Here is a 23,847-nt window from a genome sequence, read left to right on the forward strand (position 1 = left end):
CTAGCCTGTGTGCCATGACCGCCGCTCACGATCCCCTCGCCCCGCCCGCCGTGGACCGCTTCGGCACGCCGGGCACGCCGACCGCGACCCGCGTGATGCTGCTCGGCTCGGGGGAGTTGGGCAAGGAGGTGACGATCGCGCTGCAGCGGCTGGGTGTGGAGGTCGTCGCGGTCGACCGCTACGACGGCGCACCCGCCCATCAGGTCGCTCACCGGGCCCACACCATCGACATGACCGACGCCGACGAGGTGCGCCGTGTCGTGGAACTCGAGCGGCCCGAGGTGATTCTGCCGGAGATCGAGGCCATCGCCACCGCCGCGCTCGCGCAGATCGAGCAGGACGGGCTGGCCCGGGTCGTGCCCACCGCGCGCGCGGTGCGGCTGACCATGGACCGGGAGGGCATCCGCCGCCTCGCGGCCGAGGAGCTGGGCCTGCCCACGAGCCGCTACGCGTTCGCCTCCTCCCTCGAAGAGCTTCAGGACGCGTGCGAGGCCATCGGGTTCCCGTGCCTGGTCAAGCCCACCATGTCGTCGTCGGGTAAAGGCCAGTCCACCCTGCACGGTCCCGAGGACATCGAGGGTGCGTGGCAGTACGCGCAGTCGGGTGCCCGCGTCGCGGGGGCGCGCGTGATCGTGGAGTCGTTCGTGGACTTCGAGTACGAGATCACCCTGCTCACCGTCCGCAGTGTGGACCCGGAGACGGGCCGGATCCGCACCGACTTCTGCGAGCCGATCGGCCACCGCCAGGAGCGCGGCGACTACGTGGAGTCGTGGCAGCCGCAGGCCATGACCCAGGACGCGTACGATTCCGCACGTTCGGTGGCCGCGCGGATCACCGGCGCGCTCGGCGGCGTCGGGGTGTTCGGCGTGGAGTTGTTCGTCAACGGCGTCGACGTCTACTTCTCCGAGGTCAGCCCCCGCCCCCATGACACCGGCCTGGTGACGCTGCGCAGTCAGGTCCTCAGCGAGTTCGAGATGCACGCGCGCGCCGTGCTCGGCCTGCCGGTGGTCACGACGATGGCCAGCCCGGGCGCGTCGGCGGTCATCTACGGCGGCCCGGGGATCGGCGAGGGCCGTGTGGACGCGGTCGGTTTCGAGGGCGTGGCGCGGGCGCTGGCCGTGCCGGAGGTCGACGTGCGGTTGTTCGGCAAGCCGTCGGCCAGTGAGTTCCGCCGGATGGGTGTGGCGGTGGCGACCGCGGAGGACGTGGACGGCGCCCGCCAGCGGGCGCGCGAGGCCGCGTCGCGCGTGACGGTGGTGAGGTAGGTGCCGTCGGTCACCGCGAGTAGGTGGGAAGGCTCCGCTCGATGACGACGACGAGGTCCGCCGCCGACGACGCACGCGATCTGCCGCCCGAGCCGACGGCTCCGTGGATTCTCGTGCTGGCCGGGGGTGTGGTCCTGCTGTGGCTGGGAGTGCTGGCCTGGCAGGTGGCCGTCCTGCCCGAGCGGGTGCCGACGCACTTCGGCGCCGACGGGCGGGCCGACGGCTGGTCCAGTCGGACCGGGGCGCTCGCGTTCTCCGCGCTGATCCCGCTGCTCGTGGTGCTGCCGATGCCGCTGCTGTCCCGGCTGGCGTTGTGGGCCCCGGGCCAGATCAACGCGCCCAACAAGGAGTGGTGGACGGCCACCGGTCCGAGGCTGCGGCGGTTCGAGCGGTTGATGCGCGAGGACCTGTGGCTGATTACGACGGTCACGCTGCTCCTGCTGGTGGCCGGGCAGGTGGGCATCGTGCTCGCCGCAAGGTCGGGGGGGCGACGCGATGCCGACATGGATCCTCCCGGTCGCGCTGGTGGTCTTCCTCGTGGCGATCGGGGCGGTGATGGCCCGGATGTTCATCGGCGGCCGGTACGCCGCGCAGCCCGATCTCGAGTGAGTGACGCCCCCTGTGGATGGTCGTCGACCCCGTCCACAGGCACCTGGCGGCGAGGGCTTCGTGTCGGTGCCGACCCCTAGCGTGACCTGACGAGCGGCGCGGAGTGCCGGGCCGGAGGGGAGCGGGGTCGATGGCAGGGCAGGACGGGGGAACAGGCGCGGTGGCCGTGGGGGATGCGGCGGCCGCGGCGGTGGTGGCGGGCACGACGGCCGCGGCGGCGCAGGGGCCGCTGGGGACGGCCGTGCTGGCGTTCGATCAGGTGGCGGTGACGGCGGAGGCCACGCGAGTCCGCGAGGCCGGGCGGGAGTTGGCAGAGGGAGCGGTGTCGCTGAGCGCGGCGCTCGAGGAGGCGTCCGCGGTGGCGTCCGCAGCACAGGCGGGTGGCGTCGGACTACTCAGCGGCGGCGCGCTCGCCGAGTGTGCGGCGCTGCTCGCCCGCCGGTCCCGCGACCTCGCGGAGGAGACGGAGCGGTCGGCGGACGGGATGGCGCGGGCGGCGGGCCTGCTGACGGCGGCCGACGAGGAGGTGGCCGGTCGTGTCGCCGGCGCAGGGGGCTGACGGACTGGTCGCGGCGATCGACCTGGCGGCCGCGCGGGCGGCGGAGGTGGGCCGACGGATCGCGGATTCCGCCGAGGACCTGGACTCGGTCGCCCGCAGGCTCGGAGGGCGCGCGACAGACGGGGAGTGGTCGGGCCGGGCGGGGGAACGGGCCCGCGGCGAGGCCGCCGATGCCGCCGTCGAGGCGCTGATGCTCTCCGGGAACTGCCTCTTCGTGGCCGATGTGCTCAGGGTCGAGGGGAGTCGGCTCGCCCGCGCGGTGACCGGGTGGGCCGCCGCAGAGGCGGCCGAGCCCGGAACCGGGGACGCGGTCGCGGTGCAGGACGCCGACCGCGTCCTCGCCATGAGGCTGCGGGAGGCGGCGGACGGGCTCGCCGGCCGGGTCGACCCCGCGACGAGGCCGTGCCTGGACCTGTCGGGCTCGACCGACGACGACCCCCGCGAGGTCGCCCGGCTGTGGCACTCGCTCGGGCCCGCCGACCGCGCCCGGCTGGCGCGCGACCACCCCGAGCTCGGCTCGGTGGCCGGGCTGTCGTCGGCGACGCGCGACGCCATCAACCGGACGCGGCTACGGCGGCTGCTCGACGCGACCGGGTCCGGGGCGGGGGCCGGGTCCGGCGCAGGCGGGCGGCTGTCCGACGAGGCGGCGCGGGATCTGGAGGCGTTGGCCGCGTACCTCGAGCAAGACCCCCGGAGGCATCTCCTCGACCTGCATCCCGACGGCCGGGCGGTGGTCGCCGGCGCCGACCCCGATTCCGCCGAGCGGGTGGTGACGCTGGTGCCCGGCACCGGTTCCTCGCTGGCCGACCTCGGGCGCACCGGCGAGCGCGCCGGCGCGGTGTGCGAGGCGGCGGACGCGGCGGAGGCGGCCGGCGAGGCCGGCGCAGGGCACGGGAAGGGCGCGGCCGGGGAGTGCGTGGCGGTGTCGTGGCAGGGCTACGACGCGCCGGACGGCATCGTCTCCGCCGGCTCCTCCGCGGGCCCGGCGTGGGCGCACGCGGGCGACCTCCGGACCTACGCGGCCGGGCTGGACGCGGTCGAGGGCCTGGACGGCGACGACGCCCCGCACGCGGCCATCGGTTACAGCTACGGCTCGGTGGTCCTGGGCGCGGCCGCGGCGGACCCCGAGGGGCTCGCTGCCGACCTGATGATCCACGTCGGCAGCCCCGGCGCGGGTGTCGAGTCGCTCGGCCGGCAGTGGGTGGACGAGGCGGGCGTCAGCCGCCCGGCGGTCGACGACGACGTGGTGGCCGTGGCCTCACGCTGGGATCCCGTCCCGTGGTGGTCGATCACGGGCGTGCTCGGCGAGCGGCCGGGGACCGACGAGTTCGGCGGCCGCTCCGTGGACGTCACCGAGCCCGGCGCGGGACCGGAATCGGTGCGCACCGCGCACTCGCGCTACCTCGACCCGGGGACGGTGTCGCTGACGGAGATCGGCCGGCTCGTCAGCGGGATCGAGTAGCCCGCGAGGAGCGGGCGATGTCGAGCATCTCCGCCCGGCCCGGCAACTTGGTGCGCTCGCGGCCGGCCGCCTCGCCGAGCTCACGCTCGTGGGCGTCGATCGCGAGCCAGGCGTCGCCGTCGACGATGTCCACGCCGCGGTCGGCGAGCAGGTCGCGGACGGCGGACGGATCGGGGTCAGCGGGCTCGGGCAGCGTGCCGGACTCGAGCTCGGTGGTGAGATGACCGACCGTCTCCACCGCGCACGACCGGTTGGTGCCGATGACACCGGAGGGCCCGCGCTTGACCCACCCCGCCGTGAACAGCCCCGGCAGGTGGTCCCCGCCCGGCGCGTCGAGCACCCGGCCGCCGTCATTGGGGATGGTCGCCCGGGAGTCGTCGAACGGCACGCCCTCCAGGGCGGCGGAGCGGTACCCCACCGCGCGGTACACGGCCTCGACCGGCAGATCCTCGAAGCGGCCCGTGCCGCGCACCCGGCCGACGGCCGACCCCGTGGCCGCGGCCGCGCCGGACGTCCCGGCGCCGGCGCCGGCGGGCGCGGGATCGGGTTCGGTGATCTCCAGACGCAGCCCCGAGACCCGGCCGTCGTCGCCCACGATCTCGACGGGGGACCGGTGGAAGCGGAACCGCACCACCTTCCCGCCGGCCGCGAGCGCGGCGGTCTCGGCCTCATCCGCCGTCTCGAGCCCGGCCTCACGCTGCGCCCCGACCCATTTCTCGAGTTGCGCGCACACCTGCCCCACCCGGCGATCGCCGTCGCGGAGGGCGCGCGCCTCGTCGTCGTACTCCAGGTCGTCGGGATCCACCACCACGGTGACTCCCTCCACCTTGGCCATCTCTCGCAGCTCCAGGGGCGTGAACTTGGCGTGCGCCGGGCCACGGCGCCCGATCACCGACACCACGCGCGTCACATTGGTGCCGAAGCCGTCCCGCACGTGGGCGGGGATGTCCGTCGGCTCGAGCTGCTCCGGACTTCGCACCAACATGCGCGCCACGTCCAGGGCCACGTTCCCCACGCCGACCACGGCCGCCCGTTCGGCGGTGAGCGCCCACTCCGGGTGCGAATCGGGGTGACCGTCATACCAGGTCACGAACTCGGCGGCCCCGTACGATCCCTCCAGGTCCTCGCCCGGGACGCCCAGCCGACGGTCGGTCAGCGCGCCGGTGGAGAACACGACCGCGTGGTAGAAGCGCCGCACGTCCTCCACCGTCAGGTCGCGGCCGAACTCCACGTTGCCCAGGAACCGGATGCGCGGATCCGCGGCGATCCCCTCGAGCGTCCGCGCGATGCCCTTGATGCGGGGGTGATCCGGGGCCACGCCGTGACGCAGCAACCCGTACGGCACGGGCAGGCGGTCGAGCAGGTCCACCACGATCCCGCGCCCCGACGGATCGCTCGAGTCGCTCCAGTCCAGCAGGGCCTCGCACGCGTACACGCCCGCCGGGCCGGACCCGACGACGGCCACACGGTAGGGGTGATCTGTGAGCGGCGTCATATCCGGATCGTCGCACAGAACGGCCACCCGGGTACCTCGACCCCGCCGATCGGGCGTCGGGGGAGCATAATCGACACCCATGAGCGACTACGCCGGGGACCTACCGCCCCGCCAGGCCTGGGAACTGCTCGCCTCCGATCCCGACGCCGTGCTGGTGGACGTCCGCACCAGCGCCGAATGGCAGTGGGTCGGCGGCGCCGATCTGTCGGAGCTCGGCAAGCGCACGCTGGGCATCGAGTGGATGACCTCGGCGGGCCAGCCCAACGCCCGGTTCGTGGAACAGCTGGGCGAGGCCGGCGTCGAGCCCGACGCGCCCGTGCTGTTCCTCTGCCGCAGCGGACACCGGTCGGCGGCCGCGGCCCGGGTCGCCACCGCTGTCGGATACGGCGCCGCCTACAACGTGGCCGGCGGCTTCGAGGGCGACCCGGACGCCGAGGGGCATCGCGGCACGGTCAACGGCTGGAAGGTCGCGGGCCTGGCCTGGCGCCAGTCCTGACACGGCCCGCCCCGACACACGGGCGGTCCGCACACACGGACCGCCCACACACGGACCGCCCACACACGCACCGCCCACACACGGACCGCCCACACACGCACGCACACCCGAGTACACAGAAAGCAGCGGATGAAGAACAACGAGCTCCCCGACGGTCTCCACCCCGACACCCTGGGGGTCCGCGCCGGCCAGATGCGCACGGCCTTCGAGGAGACCACCGAGCCGATGTTCCTCAACTCCGGCTACGTGTACTCCTCCGCCGAGGCGGCCGAGGCGTCGTTCAACGGTGAGAAGCAGCGCTTCGTCTACTCCCGCTACGGCAATCCCACCGTGGCGATGTTCCAGGAGCGGCTGCGCCAGATCGAGGGCGCCGAGGCGTGCTTCGCCACCAGCTCCGGCATGTCCGCGGTGTTCGTGGCGCTGGCCGCGCTGTGCGGCAACGGATCCCGGCTCGTGGCCTCCCGCGCGCTGTTCGGCTCCTGCTACGTGATCTGCGCGGAGATCCTGCCGCGGTGGGGCGTGGAGACGGTGTTCGTCGACGGCGCCGACCTCGACCAGTGGCGTGAGGCGCTGTCCGAGCCCACCGACGCGGTCTTCTTCGAGACCCCCTCCAACCCCATGCAGGAGCTGGTCGACGTCCGCGCGGTGTGCGACCTGGCCCACGCGGCCGGCGCGCAGGTCGTGGTGGACAACGTCTTCGCCACCGTCCTGCACCAGAAGCCGCTCGAGCTGGGTGCGGACGTGGTGGTGTACTCCACGACCAAGCACATCGACGGCCAGGGCCGCGTCCTCGGCGGCGCCGTCCTGGGGACCGAGGAGTACATCACCGGTCCGGTGCAGAACCTCATGCGCCACGCCGGGTTCGGCATGAGCGCGTTCAACGCGTGGGTCCTGCTCAAGGGCCTGGAGACCATGAGCCTGCGCGTCGAGCGGATGAGTGCCAACGCGCTGGAGGTGGCGCGGTTCCTCGAGTCCCACCGGGCGGTTGACTGGGTGACGTACCCGATGCTCGAGTCACACCCCCAGTACGAGCTGGCGCGCGCGCAGATGTCCGGCGGCGGGTCGGTGGTGACGTTCGGGTTGAAGTACGACGACGACGAGGGCGGCCGCGGCAAGAAGGAGTGTTTCGCCCTGCTCAACTCGCTCGAGGTCATCGACATCTCCAACAACCTCGGCGATGCCAAGACGCTGGTGACCCATCCCGCGACGACGACGCATGCGTCCATGGAGCCCGAGGCCCGCGCCGCGGTGGGCATCGGCGACAACGTGGTCCGCCTGTCCGTGGGGCTGGAACACGCGGGCGACCTCATCGAGGACCTGCGTCGCGGTCTGGGGTGACGGTCTAGATTGATCGTATGTCTGATCGGGGTGAACATTCCCGGGTCCGGGTGGCGGTGCTGCCGGCCGCCCATCCCGCGGTTCGCCGTATCACCGGCCTGGATGGCGCTGAGCACGTAGAGCTGGTGCCCGTCCGGCCCGGGGTGGTGAACGGGCAGACCCCGCCCGAGGCGGTGACTCCCGCGGAGTTCGATCCCGGCCACGAGGCCTCGGGCGAGATTCATCGCGACGGCGACCCGCTGCGCACTGTCGACCTGGCGCACGTGCACTTCGGTTACGACTACCTCGAGCCCGAGAGCGTGGACGGGGTGGTGGAGCACCTGGCGCGGGCCGGGGTGCCGATGGTGCTCACCGTCCACGACATCGTCTACCCGTCCCACGAGGACGAACTCCCGCACCGGGATCACACCGGCACACTGGTCGAGGCCGCCGCTGCCGTGGTCACGCTGACCGAGGTGGCGGCGCACGAACTGTGGGTGCGGTGGGGCGTCGAACCGGTGGTCGTGCCGCACCCGAGGCTGCTGGACGAGGACGAGATCTCCGCCGCCGTGCGCGCGGGCAAGCACCTGCGCGGGCCGGACGACCCGCTCGTGGTGGGGGTCCTGCTCGAGCGGATGGGCGAGAACATCGAGGGCCCCGAGCTGTTGGACCAGCTCGCGCCGGTCGCACAGGGCCGCCGCGGCGCCCACCTGCGGATCGTGGTGGAGGCGCAGGCGTGGCGCGACGCGTGCGGCGAGGACCGCGAGGCCGGCGGGCACCACCTCGTCGCGGAGCTAGCGGCCGAGGGCGGCTGGGAGTCGGTGCGGTTGGTGCGTTACGAGTCGCTGGATCTGGGGCCCGTACTGCCGGAGTTCGCCGCGCTCGACGTGTGCGTTCTGCCGTACCGGTTCGCCACCCACTCGACGTGGCTGGAACTGTGCCGCGACCTCGGGGTCGCGCCGGTGTTCCCGTCGGTGGGGTTCCTGCGCGACCAGTGGTTCGACCGGTGCGACCCGGGCGAACACTCGGGAGAGGTGTACGACCCGCGTGATCCCTCCGCGGTGGCGGTGGCCGTGCGCGCGGCGTCGGAGGATCCGCGGGCCGTGCCGCCGCGGGTGGCGGGCGCCGATCCGGAGACCGTCGTGGCCACCCATGCGCGGCTCTACCGTGAGGCCGCCGGCGGCTGAGCAGGCGACCGCGGGGAGCGACTGACGAGCGATCGGGCGGTCGGTTCAGGCGGTGGCGTCGCTGCGGGCGATGTCGACGGGCCACGCCAGCGTGAGGACCGAGTCCGGCGCCGGGGAGTCGGCGTCCATGCTCAGTTCGAGGCACACGGTCACCGCCGCGCCGGGTGTGGTGCGGGTGGCGCCGGGCAGGATCAGCGGGACGTCGGAGGTGGGGGCGTCGACGGGCACCGGCTGCTCACCGTCCCCGGCGAGGACGTTGTCCGAGTCGAGGCGGAAGGCCGGCGCCGCGCAGGCCCCGCCGCGGGAGGCGACCGCCCGGATCCGCACGTCGACGGCGGCGGCCGGGTCGCCCTCCACGAGGACGCCCTCCCCGATCGCCACGTGGGCGTCGTCGCGCGAGTCGACGCTCGTGCGGAGGGTGAGCGGTTGGTAGGCCGAGCGGTCCCGCAGGCCGGCAGTGTCGACGCGGACGGGGAAGTGGCCACCGTAGGAGGAGATGGGCGCGGTCCAGGTGGTGCCGAAGTCGGTGGACGCCTGCACGGACCAGGCGGAGCTGCGGAGCTCGGACTCGCGGGCCTGCTCTTCGCGGTCCTGGAGAATCATCGTGGCGCCGAGGGCACAGGCGGAGGAGGCAGCGAGGGCCACCAGGGCGGTGGCCGCGTGCCTGATCCGCATGACTCCTCCGATATTGCGCTCCCCCGGAGGTCGGTGCAGGGGAGGGGGCCCTGGTCACGCGATGCGCGGTGACTTCCGGTTTATGAAGGATATTGCTGACGCGGCCGTGTTCGTTACAGCTACCTACGGCGTGTGGCCGATCTCATCAGATGTTCCGGCGGCCATGTCGCGGCCGGGGCGCTGACGCGTCGGCTACCCGTGCACCTTCCGCGCCGAGGCGACCTCGGAGCGTCGAGGTGGGGACAGGGCGCTACGAGTGTCGCAGGCCACTGGCATACTCGGCGCAGTGGCCCGCGCGACGGAGTGCCGCCGCAACGAACGCCGCAACGAACGCCGCAACGAACGCCGCAACGAACGCCACCGCGAACGCCGCTGTGAACGCCCCAGTGAACAACGTCGACGTACACCTGGCCACACGCCTAGACGTAGGAGAAGCCGATGCCCGACACCCCCTCCCTCAAGCTCGGATACAAGGCCTCGGCCGAGCAATTCGGGCCGCGCGATCTCGTGGAGTTCGCGGTGATGGCGGAGCAGGCGGGCATGGACTCGGCCACGGTCTCCGACCACTTCCAGCCCTGGCGCCACGACGGCGGCCACGCCCCGTTCTCCCTGGCCTGGCTCACGGCCGTAGGGGAGCGAACCAGCACCATCCAGCTGGGCACCTCCGTGCTCACCCCGACGTTCCGCTACAACCCCGCGGTACTGGCCCAGGCGTTCGCCACCATGGCGTGCCTCTATCCGGGGCGCGTCTTCCTCGGCGTGGGCACCGGTGAGGCGCTCAACGAGATCGCCACGGGCCACCGGGGCGAGTGGCCGGAGTTCAAGGAGCGCTTCGCGCGACTGCGGGAGTCCGTCCGCCTCATGCGTGAGCTCTGGACGGGTGAGACCACCAGCTTCTCCGGCGACTTCTACTCCACCAAGGACGCGTTCCTCTATGACGTTCCCGAGGGCGGCGTGCCGGTCTACATCGCCGCGGGTGGCCCGGTCGTGGCCAAGTACGCCGGTCGCGTCGGCGACGGCTTCATCTGCACCTCCGGCAAGGGTATGGAGCTCTACACGGACAAGCTCCTGCCCGCGGTCGAGGAGGGCGCGCGGATCAACGAGCGTGACTCCTCGACGATCGACCGGATGATCGAGATCAAGATCAGCTACGACCCCGACCCGGAGAAAGCCCTGGAGAACTGCCGCTTCTGGGCGCCGCTGAGCCTGACGCCGGAGCAGAAGCACTCGGTGGACTCGCCGCGAGAGATGGAGCGCCTGGCCGACGAGCTGCCGATCGAGCAGGTCGCCAAGCGCTGGATCGTCGCCTCGGACCCGGACGACGCCGTGGAGCAGGTCAAGCAGTACGTCGACGCGGGCCTCAACCACCTGGTCTTCCACGCACCCGGTCACGACCAGAAGCGCTTCCTCGACCTGTTCGAGGCCGACCTCGAACCACGTCTGCGAGCACTGGCATGAGCGACGAGAACACCCTCCCCGGCCCGGACACGGCCGATCTCTCCGGCCTCGAGGGCATCCTCGGCGGCAAGGACAAGGTCCGCGTCCTGCGCTACCCGCACGAGACCGAGCCGGACGAGGAGGGGAAGACCACCGAATGGCACTGCGACATCGTCGTCGTCGACAACGTCCCCGCCGTCGGCTTCTCCACCTACGCCACCATCGGCGCGCGGGAGCTGCCCACCAACGTCACCACGCCCGAAGGGCGTCAGATCCGCAGTGAGTTCGTCACGGTCGGCCGCACGGGGCACCGCGCGATGGCCGACGTCCTGGACGCCTGCGCGCTGGCAGTGGCGACCGGCTCGATCCACGTGGCGCCCGGCGCGGTGATCCCCAACGCGGTCGGCCTGGTCGATCCCGGGCGTCGCTGCGAGCACCTCGTCCTCACGCCGCCGTTCCTGTGGCCGGAACTGCAGGTCGTCGACGAGACCGGCGGCCCCGACGGCGCCGGCCCCCTGCTCACGCGCCTGCAGGCCGTGCCCATCACCACCGCGGAGATGTCCGCGATCGGTCGCGACGGTGCCGACGCCCTGTTCGAGAAGCTCGATACCGCCGACGCCGACGTCACCAACCCGGACCGTCCGAGCGTGGTGTGAGCGTGCGCGCGGCCCGGACGCCCGGCGTCGCCGCGCGGCTGCTCGAGACCGCGGCCGGCCTCATGATCGTCGAGGCCACGGCCGTGGGAGTGTCACGTCTGCAGCAGGTCGACGAGAGCGAACTCCACGCGGTCGACGCATGGTTCGACGTGAAACACGGTGACGGACGGGGAGGGGACGACGACGAGGACCCCGACAGCGGGCCCGGCGGCGCTGGTGGGCATCTGAACCGACTCGCGCGTCAGGTGATGGCCTACCTGGCCGGCGAGCTACGCGGCTTCGACGTCCCGCTCGACTGGGCCGCCGCCGGCGTCCACGACGAGTTCTCGCGCGAGGTCTACCGCGAGATCCAGCGCATCCCGTACGGCGAGACATCCACTTACGGGCAGATCAGCGTGGACGCCGGACGGCCACGCAATGCCCGGCGGGTGGGCCGGCTGTGCAGCATCGTGCCGGTGCCGTTAGTCATCCCCGTCCACCGCGTGATCCGCGCCGACGGCGGAATGGGCAACTGCCCGGAGTACCGACTGCGGCTGCTCGAGCACGAGCGGCGCAACGACGCCGCCGCGCGCGGTCGGCCACAGGCCCCGATCTCTTTCGTGTAGCGATTCGGTGGGCGGTGTCGTACGCCGTGGTTAGGGTGGCGGAAACGCCGGGGGTCCGACGGGTCCCCGTCCCAGACCGCCTGCCGTCGACCACGAACCACGGGGGATCCCATGACAGTCGGCTCCGTCAGCACCGCTCCTCGCACGGGGAGCGTCGTCGAGAGATTTCTTCGGGTGCGCGGGCTCACGGACCTGCTCGCGTCCCGGCTCAGTCCCGAGGATCAGATCCCCCAGTCCATGACCGCCGCCAGCCCCGCGGCGTGGCACCGCGCGCACACCACGTGGTTCTTCGAGGAGTTCGTCCTGGGCCGGGTGCCCGGGTACGTGGCGCCGGAGCCGGTGTTCCGCTTCCTGTTCAACTCGTATTACGAGGCGGTCGGGCCCCGGCAGCCGCGCCCCGAGCGCGGGCTCATCACGCGGCCATCGGTCGCCGAGATCTCCGACTTCCGGGCGCGGGTCGACGAGGCCGTGGTCGCGGCCCTCGAGGCGGACGACATCGACGAGCGCGGCCTCGAGCTGCTCGAGCTGGGCTGTCATCACGAGCAGCAGCACCAGGAACTGCTGCTCATGGACATCAAGCACCTCTTCTCCCACAACCCGACCGATCCCGTGTACGTCGACAGGCCCGCCGACCCGGCCGCCGCGACGCCGGGGGAGACGGAATGGCTCGCCGTCGTCGAGGGGGTCGCGCAGATCGGCGCGCCCGATCCCGCGTGCGGCAATACACCCGGCGCCAACGCACCCGGCGCCAACGCACCCGGCGCCAACACTCCCGGCGCCCACATACCGCCCGCGGGGTTCTCCTACGACAACGAACGGCCCCGCCACCGCGTGTGGATCCCGGGCGGCGAGGTCGCTACTCGCCAGGTCACCGTCGGCGAGTGGAAGCGGTTCATGGCCGACGGCGGTTACTTACGTCCCGAGTTGTGGCTGTCGGACGGGTGGGCGACCGTGCAGGCCGAGGGCTGGGACGCGCCCGGGTACTGGCGGCGCGAGGACAACACGGGCGATGCGCGCGCCGACGCCGGCAGCGCCGTCGACGGCGAGTGGACCACCTTCACGCTCAGCGGGCGGCGCCCGGTCGTCGACGCCGAACCGGTCATCCACGTCTCCTTCTACGAGGCCGACGCCTACGCGCGCTGGGCCGGGGCGCGGCTGCCCACCGAGTTCGAGTGGGAGGTCGCCACCACCGGCTGGGAGATCCGCGACGAACTCGACCCCGACCGGTGCCACCCGCGGACCGTCGCCGACCGCACGATCGGCGGCGTGTGGGAGTGGACCTCGAGCGCTTACCTGCCGTACCCCGGCTTCGTCACCGAGGAGGGCGCGGCCGGCGAGTACAACGGCAAGTTCATGTCCGACCAGCACGTCCTGCGCGGCGGCAGCGCCCTCACGCCCGCCGGCCACACGCGGCACACGTACCGCAACTTCTTCCCGGCCGCGTCGCGGTGGGCGGCCGCCGGCCTGAGGCTCGCGCGGTGACCGGCGCGCGCCGGGATTCCGTACACGTGGCCGCCGAGCGTGGGGACGCCGGTGGCGAGGCCGCCGCGCGTGGGGACGCCGTGGGCGGGGCCGCCGCGCGTGGGGACGTTATAGCGCCGACCGACGTCGCGGGGGCCCCGGGTTCGACGGCGACGACGACGAGCCCCGCCGATCCCGATACCGCCGCCCTCGAATCGGACCTGCGCGAGGGGTTCTTCTCGGACCCGCCGACGGTGCCGCCGCGGTGGTTCTATGACGAGAAGGGCAGCCTGCTGTTCGACCGGATCACCCGGCTGGCCGAGTACTACCCCACCCGCGCGGAGGCCGAGATCCTGCGGTCGCGGGCCGTGGACATCGTCGGCGACGCGACCACCATGGTTGAGCTCGGGGCCGGCACCTGTGAGAAGACGCGGGTACTGCTCGACGTGTTCAGTCGCCGCACCACTGCCCCTCCCGCCGGCGCTGCCGCTCCCGCCGGCGCTGTCGCTCCCGCCGGCGCTGCCGCTCCCGCCGGCGCTGCCGCTCCCGCCGGCGCTGCCCCTCCCGCCGGCGCTGCCCCTCCCGCCGGCGCGGCGGCCGAGGCGTCGCCGCTCTTCGTGCCCGTCGACATCTCCACCGAGATGCTCTTCGACTCCGCCCGCGCCCTCGCCGCCGAGTATCCGGGCCTGCGGGTCGAGCCCGTCGTCGCCGACCTCACCGCCCTCGACGGGCCCCTGCCCGGCGAACCTGGCGGCCGGCTCGTGCTGTTCCTCGGCGGGACGGTCGGAAACTTCAGCGAAGCCCAGCGTGCGGACTTCCTCGACATGCTGCGCGGCGTCATGGACCCCGGCGACCGCCTGGGACTGGGCTTCGACCTGGTCAAGGACCCCGCGCGCCTGGTCGCGGCCTACAACGACGCCGACGGTGTCACCGCGGAGTTCAACCTCAACATGCTCGACGTCATCTCCCGCACTGTCGAGGCCCGGGGCCTGGACCGCAGGGATTTTCGGCACGAGGCGGTGTGGAACGCCGAGGAGAGCAGGATCGAGATGTGGCTGCGGGCCATCCGCGACGTGCGCATCGACTTCCCGACGCTGGGGCGCTCCCGGACCCTCGACGTCGGGGCGGGCATCCGCACCGAGATCGCGCGGAAGTTCGAGCCGTACGCCCTCATGGACGAACTCGCGGGGCACGGCTTCCTCCGCGGGCCCGTGTGGACCGACGACGCCGGTGACTTCGGGCTGGCCCTTGTCGTCGTCGACTGACAGGCACCTCAGCATGGCCACGCCGGACGGACCCGACCTCGCCGCGCGCGCCCGCGACCTGCTCGACGACGCGCGCGTCGCCGAGGCGGCCATCGACACGGCCGCGGCGACGCTGTTCCGTCTCGGCGGGGACGTCGCCCGCGCCGGCACGCGGCGCGAGGCCGCCCGCAGCGGCGCCCGCGTCGCCGCCGAGCGGGACAGGGTCAGCGGTCTGCTCGGCGAACTCGCCGTGCTCTCCGCCGCCGCGGATCGGCTCGGTGCCGAACTGGTGGGCTCGGCGAGCGGGGACGCGGTGGCCGGCGGGGCTCCGCGCGGCGGGGCTCCTCGCGGCGAGGTTTCCGGCGGCGGGGCTCCTCGCGGCGAGGTTCTCGACGGCGGGGCTCCGCGCGGCGGGGCTCCTCGCGGCGAGGTTCTCGACGGCGGGGCTCCGCGAGGCCCGGCGCGGGACGGCGAGGCCCGGCGCGGCGAGGTGAGGGCGGTCCTCGAGTCGGCCCGGCGTGTCCTCGAGGCGGCCGGCGAGCGCGGCCGGGAGTGCGTGTGGATCGGCGAACTCGCGCGCGACCGCGTGCACGACTTCGCAGAGTTCGACCTGCTCTACACGCGCGCGTCACGACACCTCGACCACAGTGACCCCGACGCGGCCTCAGCGGACCTCGCCAGGCTCGTCACGCTCGAACGCGCGCTCGTGAGCGCCGAGGTCGCCGCCATGCTCGACGAGCTCAGGTTCCGGCTGCTGACCGAGCGCGACTGAGGAGACCCGCGGGCGGTCGGCCGCCGGAAGCAACCCCACGGTGTCGTACGCCTGTTCTATACTTCAGGGCATGGAGCAGGGGATATCGGGCACCGAGGGCGACGGCGGTCGCAGTGTCGAGCCGCCCACGCTGGCCGATGTCCTCGGGTTCCTCGAGGCGTCCGTGGAGTCACTGTCCGCGGTCGAGTGGTCCGCCGTCGAGGCCGACGCGCTCGCGGACGCGGTGGGCCGCGTCGAAGTCCTGGCGCGCCGGCTCGAGGCCAGCGGCTGCCGCGCGACCGCCGAGCTGGCGGCGTTGCACGGGCAGAAGGGCCGGACCCCCGGAGGCGTGGCCGCCATGCTCGCCGAGAGGCTGGGCCTGGCCAAGGGCACTGTGCACGGCCGGATCGACGCCGGCGGGCGCCAGGCCACCCCGGCCGGGCGGGCGGCAGCGAGCGGAGAGATCTCCGGTGAGCACGAGCGGATCATCGCCAAGGCCGTCGCGGCACTACCCGGGACGATGGGCGGCACGGCCAAGACCGCGTTCGCCGAGGAACTCACACGGTTCGCCCGGTCGGCGGCGCCCGCCGACCTGCGCGCTGAGGCCGCGCGACGGATCGCGGAGCTGTGTCCCGCCCGCGGCCGGGACCGCGAGGAGCACCAGGAGCGTCAGCGCTCCGCGAGGCTCGGAGCCGTGCGCTCCGACGGGACGAGCACGCTGACCATGACGCTCACCCCTCGCGGTCGCGCGCTGGTGGAGCGGGCGCTATGCGACTTCGGTGGCCCGGGCGGGGCCGTGCCGTGCGAACCCGGATCGGACGACCGCACCCCGGAGCAGCGTGCCCACGACGCACTGGTCCACCAGTGGGCACTCGGCTCGACCGTCGACCCGGCACGGCCCAAGGGGATCGCGACCATCGTGGTGCGGCTGACCCCCGAGCAGCTCGAGGACCCCCACGCGCTCGTCCGCACCGACTCGGGCACCCAGCTCAGTGTCAGGCAGGCCGTCTCGATGGCCGGAGCCATGCCATGGTTCGTCTCGCTACTCCGCGACGGACGCGAAGAGCTGCTCAGGGTCGACGTGGACGCCCACCCCGAACGGCGCATCGCCACGGCGATCCAGCGGCTGGTCCTCTACGCCGCCCACGGAGGGTGCACCTTCCCCGGATGCACAGCCCCGGCCCGACGAAGTCAGTTCCACCACGTCCGGGAATGGTCCAGGGGCGGACCGACGACCGTCGCGAACGGCGCACTCGGCTGTCCCGTCCATCACGGATTCGTCGGTGACGGGCCGGCGGGCTGGACGACCATCGTGAACCCCGCTTCGCCCGGGCTGTGCACGTGGCTGCCACCCGGCGTCGACAGGCTCACCGATGCCTGACGATCGGCCCCCGACCGGGGTGACGGACGCGCCCGACAGGGGTGTACCTGATGTGCCGCGCCACCCGCGCTGTCACAATGCCCCCGTGCCCGATTCCCTTCCGCCCGATTCCGTCACGCCCGAGTCGCCCGAGTCGTCCGAGTCGTACGGGGCCGAGCCGCCCGAACCCGACATCGCCGCGCTGACCATCCCGGCCCAGAGCGGGAACGAGCCGCTCTCCTCGTCAGCCGTCTACGTGGCGGCCCCCGAGGGAGACACCGGGAAGTCGACCGTCGCGCTGGGCCTGCTGAGGATCCTCGCCGGTACCGTCCAGCGGGTCGGCGTGTTCCGTCCCGTCACCGTCGCCCCGCGGCCGGTCCCCGGTGTGACCACCGGCGCGGCTACCGGCACGGCGACCGCCGACGAGTCGGCCCGGGACCGCATCCTCGAGATGCTGCTGCAGCACACGACCGTGGACCTCGACTACGAGGACTGCATCGGCGTGACGAACCTGCGCGTCCACGAGGACCGCGACGCCGCCCTCGCCGAGATCGTCGACCGCTACCAGGTGGTCGCCCGCCAATGCGACGTCGTGGTGATCCTCGGGACCGACTACACCGGGGTCCCCAGTCCCACGGAGTACGACTTCAACGCCACGATCGCCGTGAACCTGGGCGCCCCCGTGCTACTGGTGCTCCGCGGTACCGACCGCTCTCCGGCAGAGATCGGCACCAACGCCCGGCTCACGCTCGACGAACTGCGCGCCGAGCACGCCCACCCCGTCGGTGTCGTCGCCAACCGCTGCGACCCCGACGCCCTCGAGGCGATCCAGGCCGAACTCGACACGCTCGACGTGCCGGCCTGGACCCTGCCCACCCAGGCGCTGCTCACCGCACCCACGATGGGCGAGCTCAAGGAGGCGGTCGACGGCACTCTGTACTCTGGCGACCCGGCGCTGCTCGACCGCGAGGCGATGGCCGTGATGGTCGGCGGCATGACCGGCGACCGGATCCTCGAGCGGCTCGTCGACGGCATGGTGGTCATCGTGCCCGCCGACCGCACCGACGCGGTGCTGGCGATCCTCACCGCGCACGCGGCCGAAGGCTTCCCGTCGCTGGCCGGGATGATCTGGAACGGCGGGGTGACGCCGAACCCGGCGCTGGACAAGCTCGTCCGTGGGATGCGGTCCACCCTGCCGATCGTCTGCACCCAGCACGGGACCTACGACACCGCGCGGCTCGCCGCCGAGACCCGCGGTCGTGTCTACTCCGGCTCCGGACGCAAGGTCGAGACCGCGCTGAGCCTCATGGAGAAGCACGTCGACACCGAGGAACTGCTCGCCCGGCTGCGCGTCGACACGCCCGACGTGATGACGCCGCAGATGTTCGAGCACCAACTTCTCGAACGCGCCCGCGCGAACAAGCGGCACATCGTCCTGCCCGAGGGCGACGACGACCGCATCCTCCACGCCGCCGGCCGTCTGCTGCGACGTGACGTCGCCGACCTGACGATCCTCGGGGATCCCGAGGCGATCCGACGCCGCGCCGATGAACTGGGCATCGACCTCAGCGGGGCGCAGCTGCTCGACCCGCGGGAGAGCGAACACGCCGACAGGTTCGCCGAGGAGTACGCCGAGCTGCGCAAGCACAAGGGGATGACCTTGGACGTGGCCCGCGACCGCATCCTCGACATCTCCTACTTCGCCACGATGATGGTGCACACGGGCCTCGCCGACGGCATGGTCTCCGGCGCAGCTCACACCACCGCGCACACCATCCGTCCGGCACTGGAGATCATCCGCACGCGGCCGGACGTTAAGACGGTCTCGAGCGTGTTCCTCATGTGCCTGGCCGACCACGTGCTCGCGTTCGGCGACTGCGCGGTGGTACCAGATCCCACCGCGGAGCAGCTCGCCGACATCGCCGTGTCGTCCGCCGAGACCGCCGCGCGCTTCGGTATCGAACCGCGGGTGGCGCTGCTGTCGTACTCCACCGGTGACTCCGGCACGGGCGCGGACGTCGACAAGGTGCGCGAGGCCACCGCACTCGTGCGGTCGCGCATCGCCGACGCCGCCGCGTCCGCCGCTGGTCCCGCCTCGCGCGCCGCCGACCCGGTGGCCGGCCTCGTCGTGGACGGCCCCCTGCAGTTCGACGCGGCCGTCGACCCCACGGTCGCCGGGAAGAAGATGCCCGATTCCGAGGTCGCCGGACGTGCCACCGTGCTGGTGTTCCCCGACCTCAACACCGGCAACAACACGTACAAGGCCGTCCAGCGGACCGCGGGCGCTGTCGCGATCGGGCCGGTCCTGCAGGGCCTGCGCAAGCCGATCAACGACTTGTCGCGCGGCGCGCTGGTCGAGGACATCGTCAACACCGTCGCCATCACGGCCGTCCAGGCGCAGGGCGCCGGCGACTCCCAGGGAAGCGATTCATGACCCGCGTACTCGTCATCAACTCCGGCTCGTCCTCCCTCAAGCTGCAGATCCTCGACACCGCCGAAGAGGCCGAGCTGGCCTGGGCTCTGGTCGAGCGGATCGGGGAGCCCGTCGGCACCATGACCGTGCGCCGCGGCGAGCTCACGGGATCGCCCGCCGCGGAGCGGACCGCGGAGGCCGGATTCCCCGACCACACCGCCGCGCTGGCCCGCGTACTGGAGCTGGCCGAGGAACTGCGGGTGCACCCCACCGATTTGGGCGTCGAGGCGATCGGCCACCGGGTCGTCCACGGTGGGCCGGCCTTCCACGAGCCGGTCGAGGTCACCGCCGAGGTGGAGGCCGACATCGAGAAGCTCGAACTACTCGCCCCGCTGCACAATCCGGCCAACCTGCGCGGCATCCGGGTCGCCCGCGAGCTGCTGCCCGGGCTGCCGCACGTCGCGGTGTTCGATACGGGCTTCTTCCACACGCTGCCCGCCGCGGCCCACACGTACGCGATCGACAGGGAGACCGCGCGTGAATGGGACCTGCGTCGGTACGGCTTCCACGGCACCAGTCATGAGTTCGTCTCCCACCGTGTCGCCGACGTCCTCGGCCGGCCCTACGACGAGATCAACCAGATCGTCCTGCATCTGGGGAACGGGGCGTCGGCGTCGGCGATCGCGGGCGGCAGGCCGATGGACACCTCCATGGGATTGACCCCGCTCGAGGGTCTCGTCATGGGCACGCGCCCCGGGGACCTCGACCCCGGGCTGATCATCCACCTCATCCGCGACCGCGGGATGTCACCGGAGGACGTCTCCACCCTGCTCAACCGCCGGTCCGGGCTGGAGGGACTGTCGGGCGCGCGTGACTTCCGCGAGCTGCTGACCCGGGTCGACGACGACGACGAGAACGCCCGGCTCGCCTACGAGGTGGTGATCCATCGCCTGCGCCGCTACATCGGCGGCTACTGGGCGGTCCTCGGCCGGGTCGACGCGATCACGTTCACCGCCGGGGTGGGGGAGAACGTCGCCCGCCTGCGGGCCGACGCGCTGTCCACGATGAGCGACTGGGGGGTCGACATCGATCGCGACGCCAACGAGAACGGCACGGGCGAGCGGGTCATCTCGACGCCGGACAGCCGGGTCGCGGTGCTCGTGGTGCCGACGGACGAGGAGTTGGCGATCGCGCGGGCGTGCGACACCGTGCTGGGCCTGGGACGGTAGTGCCCTGACCGCCCCCGCGGCGCTAGAACAACGTGCGCGGGCGGATGCTGTTGGCCTGGTCGACCAGGCGGAACCGCTGGGCCCGCGTCTCGGTGGACCGGGCGAGCGTCCGCAGGACGGTCTCGGCACCGGAGCGCAGGCCGAACTCGGTGAACGGCACGCCCCGCATCAGCGGGGACGGCGAGGGCTCGTTGCCGGGCAGCTGGATCCACGCGAGTGCGGTGGTGAGGACGGTGAGCCGGATCTGGAAGGCCCGGTGCTCGCCGGCGGACAGGTTGGTCACCCGGCGTGCGGCTTCCCGCAGGTGGGACTCCTCGGTCTCCTCCAGTGGGCGTCCCTGGCACAGGAGGAGGATCGCGGTGAGGTTGGCCAGCGAGGAGTAGCGCGAGTTGGGTGGGACGCGGTCGAGTTCCTCGATGGCGGCCGCGACCTCGCCGCGCCGCTGGAGCTGGCGGGCCAGTCCGAACGCCGAGCTGATGACCGAGCGGTCGACCGACCACACGGTGCGGTAGAAGTGCTCGCTCGAGCGGGCCCAGCGGGCGCGGTCCCGTTCGGGGCAGACGTCGAGGATGAGCTCGGCGGTGGCGGCGAGGGCCAGCTTGGGTCCGTTCTCGCCGGGCATGGCGGAGAGCACCTGCTGGAACTTCGGGTAGGCGCCGACCGGGTCGCCCTTGAGCAGCGCGACGATGCCGTCGTACCAGACGAGCCGCCACTCGGCGCGCCGCCGGTGGGCGTTCTCCTCCAGGAGCGCCTCGGCGGCGGCGAGGTCCCCGCTCTCGAGGTAGGCGCGTGCGAGCGACATGATGACGCCGATGCTCTCGTGCGCCTCGGAGCCGGTGTCCGAGTAGAGCTCCCTGAGCGTGTCGATCCGTTGTTCGACCGAGGTGTACGAGGTCGCGGCGAGGATGCGGCTGGCCGGGTCGGACGACTCCATGAGGGGTACCGGGAGCGCGTCGACGAGCTCGGCGCCGGTGAGCGTGGTGTCGCGGGCGCGGCCGTCGACGAGGAAGTCCGTCGGCTCGACGGTGAACAGGGTGCCGAAGGTCGACCGCTGGGGGGAGAACACGGACGAGAACGCGGGGTGCGGCACCCCGGTCCGCAGTGCCAGCACCTCCCGCAGGACGCCCATGAGCTGGTTGGCCATGCCGGTGGCGCTGCGGAACCGCATGTCGGGGTCCTCGTGCGTGGAGCGCAGCAGGAACCGGTACAGGGAGTCGTACCGGCTGAAGACCGGCTCCTCCATGGGCGAGGGGATCCCGTCGGCGTAGCGACCGTCGACGACGGGCAGGCGGACGATGAGCGAGGCCAGTGTCCGGCCGACGGTGTACAGGTCCGAGACGATGGTCGGTCCGGTCTCGGGGATCTCTGGGGCCTGGAAGCCGGGGGTGCCGTAGATGTGCCCGTAGTCGCCGACGCCCGACACGGCGCCCATGTCGATCAGCTTGACGTGGTCCTCGGTGAGCATGATGTTCTCGGGCTTGAGGTCGTTGTAGACCAGCCCCACGGAGTGCAGGTAGGACAGCGCCTGGAGGACCTCGAGGACGTAGGCGATGGCCTTCTCCACCGGCAGGACCCGCCCGGGGGCGGCGCGCCGGACGTCGCGGAGGCTGGGGCCGCCGACGTATTCCATGACGATGTACCCACCGTGGGTGGGCGAGGTGGCCCAGTCGTCGTGGATGAAGTTGTAGATACGCACGATCGACGGGTGCGACAGCTCGGCGAGGATCTCCCGCTCCGCGACCGCGACCTCCTGCGCTTCGGCCTGGTCGGCGTGGAGCAGACCCTTGAGCACGACCCAGCGGTCGGAGACGTTGTGGTCCACGGCGAGGTAGATCCAGCCCATCCCGCCATGGGCGAGCGCACCGCGGACCTCGTACTGGTCGGCGACGATGTCGCCGGGTCGCAGTTCGGGCCTGGGCAGCTTGCCGTTCGAGGCCTCGCACTCGGCTTCGATGTCCTCCGGTGCGAGCATCGCGGACATGGGGTCGACGGGGATGATGTACGGCAGATCGACGAGGCCCTCGGCGGCCTGGCTCGGCCGGTCCTCGGGCTTGTCGGGGTGGCGCAGGCGGAACGGTGCCGAGGTGGCGCGGTCACCGGTGACCGCGTCGGTCCGGACGGACGGACGCGCGCCGGGGACGGACTCGGTGCGCGACTCCGGATCGTGACGCGGCCGGCCGGCGGCGCGGGGGGTGGTGCCGGCGTCGGGGTCGGTGTCGGACAGGAGCCCGGTCATGGACACCGCGCCGGTGACGTCGACGACGCCGGTCTCGGCCATCCCGCCGGTCGACGCGGAGCCACCCGTCTCCGCCATCGCGCCCGTGGCCGCCATCGCGCCGGTGGCCTCGGTCGCGCCGGTCGCCGCCGCGGCGCCCGTCTCGGCCATCGCGCCCGTCTCCGTCGTCGCGCCCGTGGCCGCCGCGGCCTGGGTGACGGCGACGGCCTCGGTCCGCACGGTGGCCTGGGTGCCGACGGTGGGTTCTCCGTCCTCCGGCGGGTCGTCCCACTTCCGGTAACTCATCGCGGCTCCTCGATGTACCGCGGCTCAGGCATGCCGGGGTTCGGTCCCAGCCCGGACAGCCACGTGGAGTACATGCGGTTCCACGTGCCGTCCGCGCGGATCCGCTCGAGCGTCGAGTTCACCTGCCGGACCAGCCCGTCGGTGTTGTTCTCCGGGGTGGACTTGGCGATGCCCACGCCGTACGGCTCGGCGTCGAGCTGCGGACCGACGATCTGCAGGTACGGGTCCTGCGCGGTGATGCCCACCAGGATGGCGTCGTCGGTGGTGATGGCGTCGACCTGATTCTGCTGGATGGCGACCAGGCAGTCCGCCCACGTGTTGACCGACAGCACGGTGATCCGCTCCAACTCCGCCCACAGTCGCGACGCCGAGGTGGTCCCCGCCGCCACGCACACGCGCTTTCCCTCGAGGTGCTCGATCTCCGTGATACCCGAACCCCGCACGGTGAGCACTCGTTGGTAGGCCTGGTAGTACGGCACCGAGAACGTCACCCGCTCGCGCCGGGCGCACGTGATGGACATCGACCGGATCACCACGTCCACCTGGTCGTTCTCGAGCGCCTCTAGCCGGTTCGCCGATGTCAACGACCGGAACTCCACCTGCCGCGGGTCACCGAAGATGTCGGCGGCGATCTCCCGGGCGAGGTCCACGTCGAAGCCGGTGAGCTGGCCGCTGGCGGGGTCGCGGAAGGAGAACAGGTTGGAGCCCTGGTCCAGGCCGACGATCAGCCGGCCGCGCTGCAGGATCCGCGGCACACGTTCCTCGGGCGGGGCGTCGTCTGGCCGCAGGCTGGGCAGGGGGTCGCAGTTCTCCTCGTCTTCGCGCGGCAGGTTGTCGGGGATGTCGGTGCTGACCACCGCGCCGGCGGGCAGCGGCATGACGGCCTCCACCTCCGGGATCCCCGCGCCGACGATGTCCGCGGACTCGGCCGCCGCGCCCTGGTCCGGCCCGCCGACGCCGGGGCGGACCTCGTCGTCGCCGACCCCACACGCGGCGCCGAACGCCAGGGCCGCCACCAGCACGCCACCCAGCGCGGCCCGCGCCGCCCCGCCGACCCGCGCCGCGCCGCCAGCCCGTCCCGGCCCGCCGACCCGTGCCGCCCCGC

General features: G+C 72.7%; 20 protein-coding genes. 16 read left to right on the forward strand and 4 right to left on the reverse strand.

The window, feature by feature from the left end; translation table 11 throughout:
* Positions 1 to 14: 14 nt before the first annotated feature.
* The 4 genes from purT to DCI01S_RS03165 are packed head-to-tail and all read left to right on the forward strand — an operon-like array spanning position 15 to position 3,895.
* A complete protein-coding gene (purT, locus tag DCI01S_RS03150) occupies positions 15 to 1,265 on the forward strand; it encodes a formate-dependent phosphoribosylglycinamide formyltransferase (protein ID WP_061227907.1) in 1,251 nt (416 codons plus the stop codon).
* Between the two features lie 41 nt (positions 1,266 to 1,306).
* Positions 1,307 to 1,954 carry a DUF1648 domain-containing protein gene (locus tag DCI01S_RS16665; protein WP_232303175.1) on the forward strand — a complete coding sequence of 216 codons (648 nt, stop codon included), beginning with the start codon at positions 1,307 to 1,309 and terminating at the stop codon, positions 1,952 to 1,954.
* Between the two features lie 50 nt (positions 1,955 to 2,004).
* Positions 2,005 to 2,433, forward strand: coding sequence for a hypothetical protein (locus DCI01S_RS03160; RefSeq protein WP_156482536.1), 429 nt, complete (start codon positions 2,005 to 2,007; stop codon positions 2,431 to 2,433).
* Positions 2,411 to 3,895: an alpha/beta hydrolase gene (locus tag DCI01S_RS03165; RefSeq protein ID WP_061227910.1), complete on the forward strand. Its 1,485-nt coding sequence runs from the start codon at positions 2,411 to 2,413 to the stop codon at positions 3,893 to 3,895. The genes DCI01S_RS03160 and DCI01S_RS03165 overlap by 23 nt, the downstream gene beginning before the upstream one ends.
* Here the strand turns inward: DCI01S_RS03165 and DCI01S_RS03170 are convergent.
* A complete protein-coding gene (locus tag DCI01S_RS03170) occupies positions 3,879 to 5,390 on the reverse strand; it encodes an FAD-dependent oxidoreductase (protein ID WP_061227911.1) in 1,512 nt (503 codons plus the stop codon). The two genes, DCI01S_RS03165 and DCI01S_RS03170, sit on opposite strands and share 17 nt — an antisense overlap.
* 79 nt (positions 5,391 to 5,469) lie before the next feature.
* Between DCI01S_RS03170 and DCI01S_RS03175 the strand changes: the two genes are divergently transcribed.
* The 3 genes from DCI01S_RS03175 (at position 5,470) to DCI01S_RS03185 (ending at position 8,390) form a co-directional block, all read left to right on the forward strand.
* Complete coding sequence (locus tag DCI01S_RS03175) at positions 5,470 to 5,886, forward strand: rhodanese-like domain-containing protein (RefSeq protein WP_061227912.1); 417 nt, start codon at positions 5,470 to 5,472, stop codon at positions 5,884 to 5,886.
* Between the two features lie 129 nt (positions 5,887 to 6,015).
* A complete protein-coding gene (locus DCI01S_RS03180; protein WP_061227913.1) occupies positions 6,016 to 7,224 on the forward strand; it encodes an O-succinylhomoserine sulfhydrylase in 1,209 nt (402 codons plus the stop codon).
* A 17-nt stretch (positions 7,225 to 7,241) separates the two neighbouring features.
* Positions 7,242 to 8,390 (forward strand): glycosyltransferase family protein, encoded by a 1,149-nt coding sequence (locus DCI01S_RS03185; protein ID WP_244881633.1) that lies wholly within the window; start codon positions 7,242 to 7,244, stop codon positions 8,388 to 8,390.
* 45 nt (positions 8,391 to 8,435) lie between these two features.
* On the opposite strand, the gene DCI01S_RS03190 is transcribed toward DCI01S_RS03185, so the two are convergent.
* Positions 8,436 to 9,065 carry a hypothetical protein gene (locus DCI01S_RS03190; protein WP_061227915.1) on the reverse strand — a complete coding sequence of 210 codons (630 nt, stop codon included), beginning with the start codon at positions 9,063 to 9,065 and terminating at the stop codon, positions 8,436 to 8,438.
* 438 nt (positions 9,066 to 9,503) lie between these two features.
* Here DCI01S_RS03190 and fgd point away from each other — a divergent pair, with 438 nt between their 5' ends.
* The 9 genes from fgd (at position 9,504) to DCI01S_RS03235 (ending at position 20,221) form a co-directional block, all read left to right on the forward strand.
* The gene (fgd, locus tag DCI01S_RS03195) at positions 9,504 to 10,523 is read left to right on the forward strand and encodes a glucose-6-phosphate dehydrogenase (coenzyme-F420) (protein WP_061227916.1); all 1,020 of its coding nucleotides are present in this window, start codon (positions 9,504 to 9,506) and stop codon (positions 10,521 to 10,523) included.
* Entirely contained in the window at positions 10,520 to 11,158 is a 639-nt protein-coding gene (locus tag DCI01S_RS03200; protein WP_061227917.1) for a suppressor of fused domain protein, read from the forward strand. The genes fgd and DCI01S_RS03200 overlap by 4 nt, the downstream gene beginning before the upstream one ends.
* Positions 11,155 to 11,763, forward strand: coding sequence for a methylated-DNA--[protein]-cysteine S-methyltransferase (locus tag DCI01S_RS03205; RefSeq protein ID WP_061227918.1), 609 nt, complete (start codon positions 11,155 to 11,157; stop codon positions 11,761 to 11,763). The genes DCI01S_RS03200 and DCI01S_RS03205 overlap by 4 nt, the downstream gene beginning before the upstream one ends.
* Before the next feature lie 111 nt (positions 11,764 to 11,874).
* Positions 11,875 to 13,245 carry an ergothioneine biosynthesis protein EgtB gene (egtB, locus tag DCI01S_RS03210; protein WP_061227919.1) on the forward strand — a complete coding sequence of 457 codons (1,371 nt, stop codon included), beginning with the start codon at positions 11,875 to 11,877 and terminating at the stop codon, positions 13,243 to 13,245.
* 200 nt (positions 13,246 to 13,445) lie between these two features.
* Positions 13,446 to 14,489 (forward strand): L-histidine N(alpha)-methyltransferase, encoded by a 1,044-nt coding sequence (locus tag DCI01S_RS17490; protein WP_167349534.1) that lies wholly within the window; start codon positions 13,446 to 13,448, stop codon positions 14,487 to 14,489.
* Positions 14,490 to 14,502: 13 nt separating this feature from the next.
* Positions 14,503 to 15,240, forward strand: coding sequence for a hypothetical protein (locus tag DCI01S_RS03220; protein WP_061227920.1), 738 nt, complete (start codon positions 14,503 to 14,505; stop codon positions 15,238 to 15,240).
* Positions 15,241 to 15,310: 70 nt separating this feature from the next.
* Positions 15,311 to 16,600 carry an HNH endonuclease signature motif containing protein gene (locus DCI01S_RS03225; RefSeq protein WP_061227921.1) on the forward strand — a complete coding sequence of 430 codons (1,290 nt, stop codon included), beginning with the start codon at positions 15,311 to 15,313 and terminating at the stop codon, positions 16,598 to 16,600.
* A gap of 85 nt (positions 16,601 to 16,685) precedes the next feature.
* The gene (pta, locus tag DCI01S_RS03230; protein WP_232303170.1) at positions 16,686 to 19,013 is read left to right on the forward strand and encodes a phosphate acetyltransferase; all 2,328 of its coding nucleotides are present in this window, start codon (positions 16,686 to 16,688) and stop codon (positions 19,011 to 19,013) included.
* Entirely contained in the window at positions 19,010 to 20,221 is a 1,212-nt protein-coding gene (locus tag DCI01S_RS03235; protein WP_061227922.1) for an acetate/propionate family kinase, read from the forward strand. The genes pta and DCI01S_RS03235 overlap by 4 nt, the downstream gene beginning before the upstream one ends.
* A gap of 22 nt (positions 20,222 to 20,243) precedes the next feature.
* Here DCI01S_RS03235 and DCI01S_RS03240 read toward each other — a convergent pair whose 3' ends face one another.
* Positions 20,244 to 22,742 carry a serine/threonine protein kinase gene (locus DCI01S_RS03240; protein WP_061227923.1) on the reverse strand — a complete coding sequence of 833 codons (2,499 nt, stop codon included), beginning with the start codon at positions 22,740 to 22,742 and terminating at the stop codon, positions 20,244 to 20,246.
* Complete coding sequence (locus DCI01S_RS03245; protein WP_061228004.1) at positions 22,739 to 23,773, reverse strand: glutamate ABC transporter substrate-binding protein; 1,035 nt, start codon at positions 23,771 to 23,773, stop codon at positions 22,739 to 22,741. Before DCI01S_RS03245 ends, DCI01S_RS03240 begins: the two co-directional genes overlap by 4 nt.
* Positions 23,774 to 23,847 lie beyond the last annotated feature (74 nt).

It is taken from the genome of Dietzia cinnamea NBRC 102147 (assembly GCF_001571065.1).
Taxonomy (GTDB): Bacteria; Actinomycetota; Actinomycetes; order Mycobacteriales; family Mycobacteriaceae; genus Dietzia; species Dietzia cinnamea.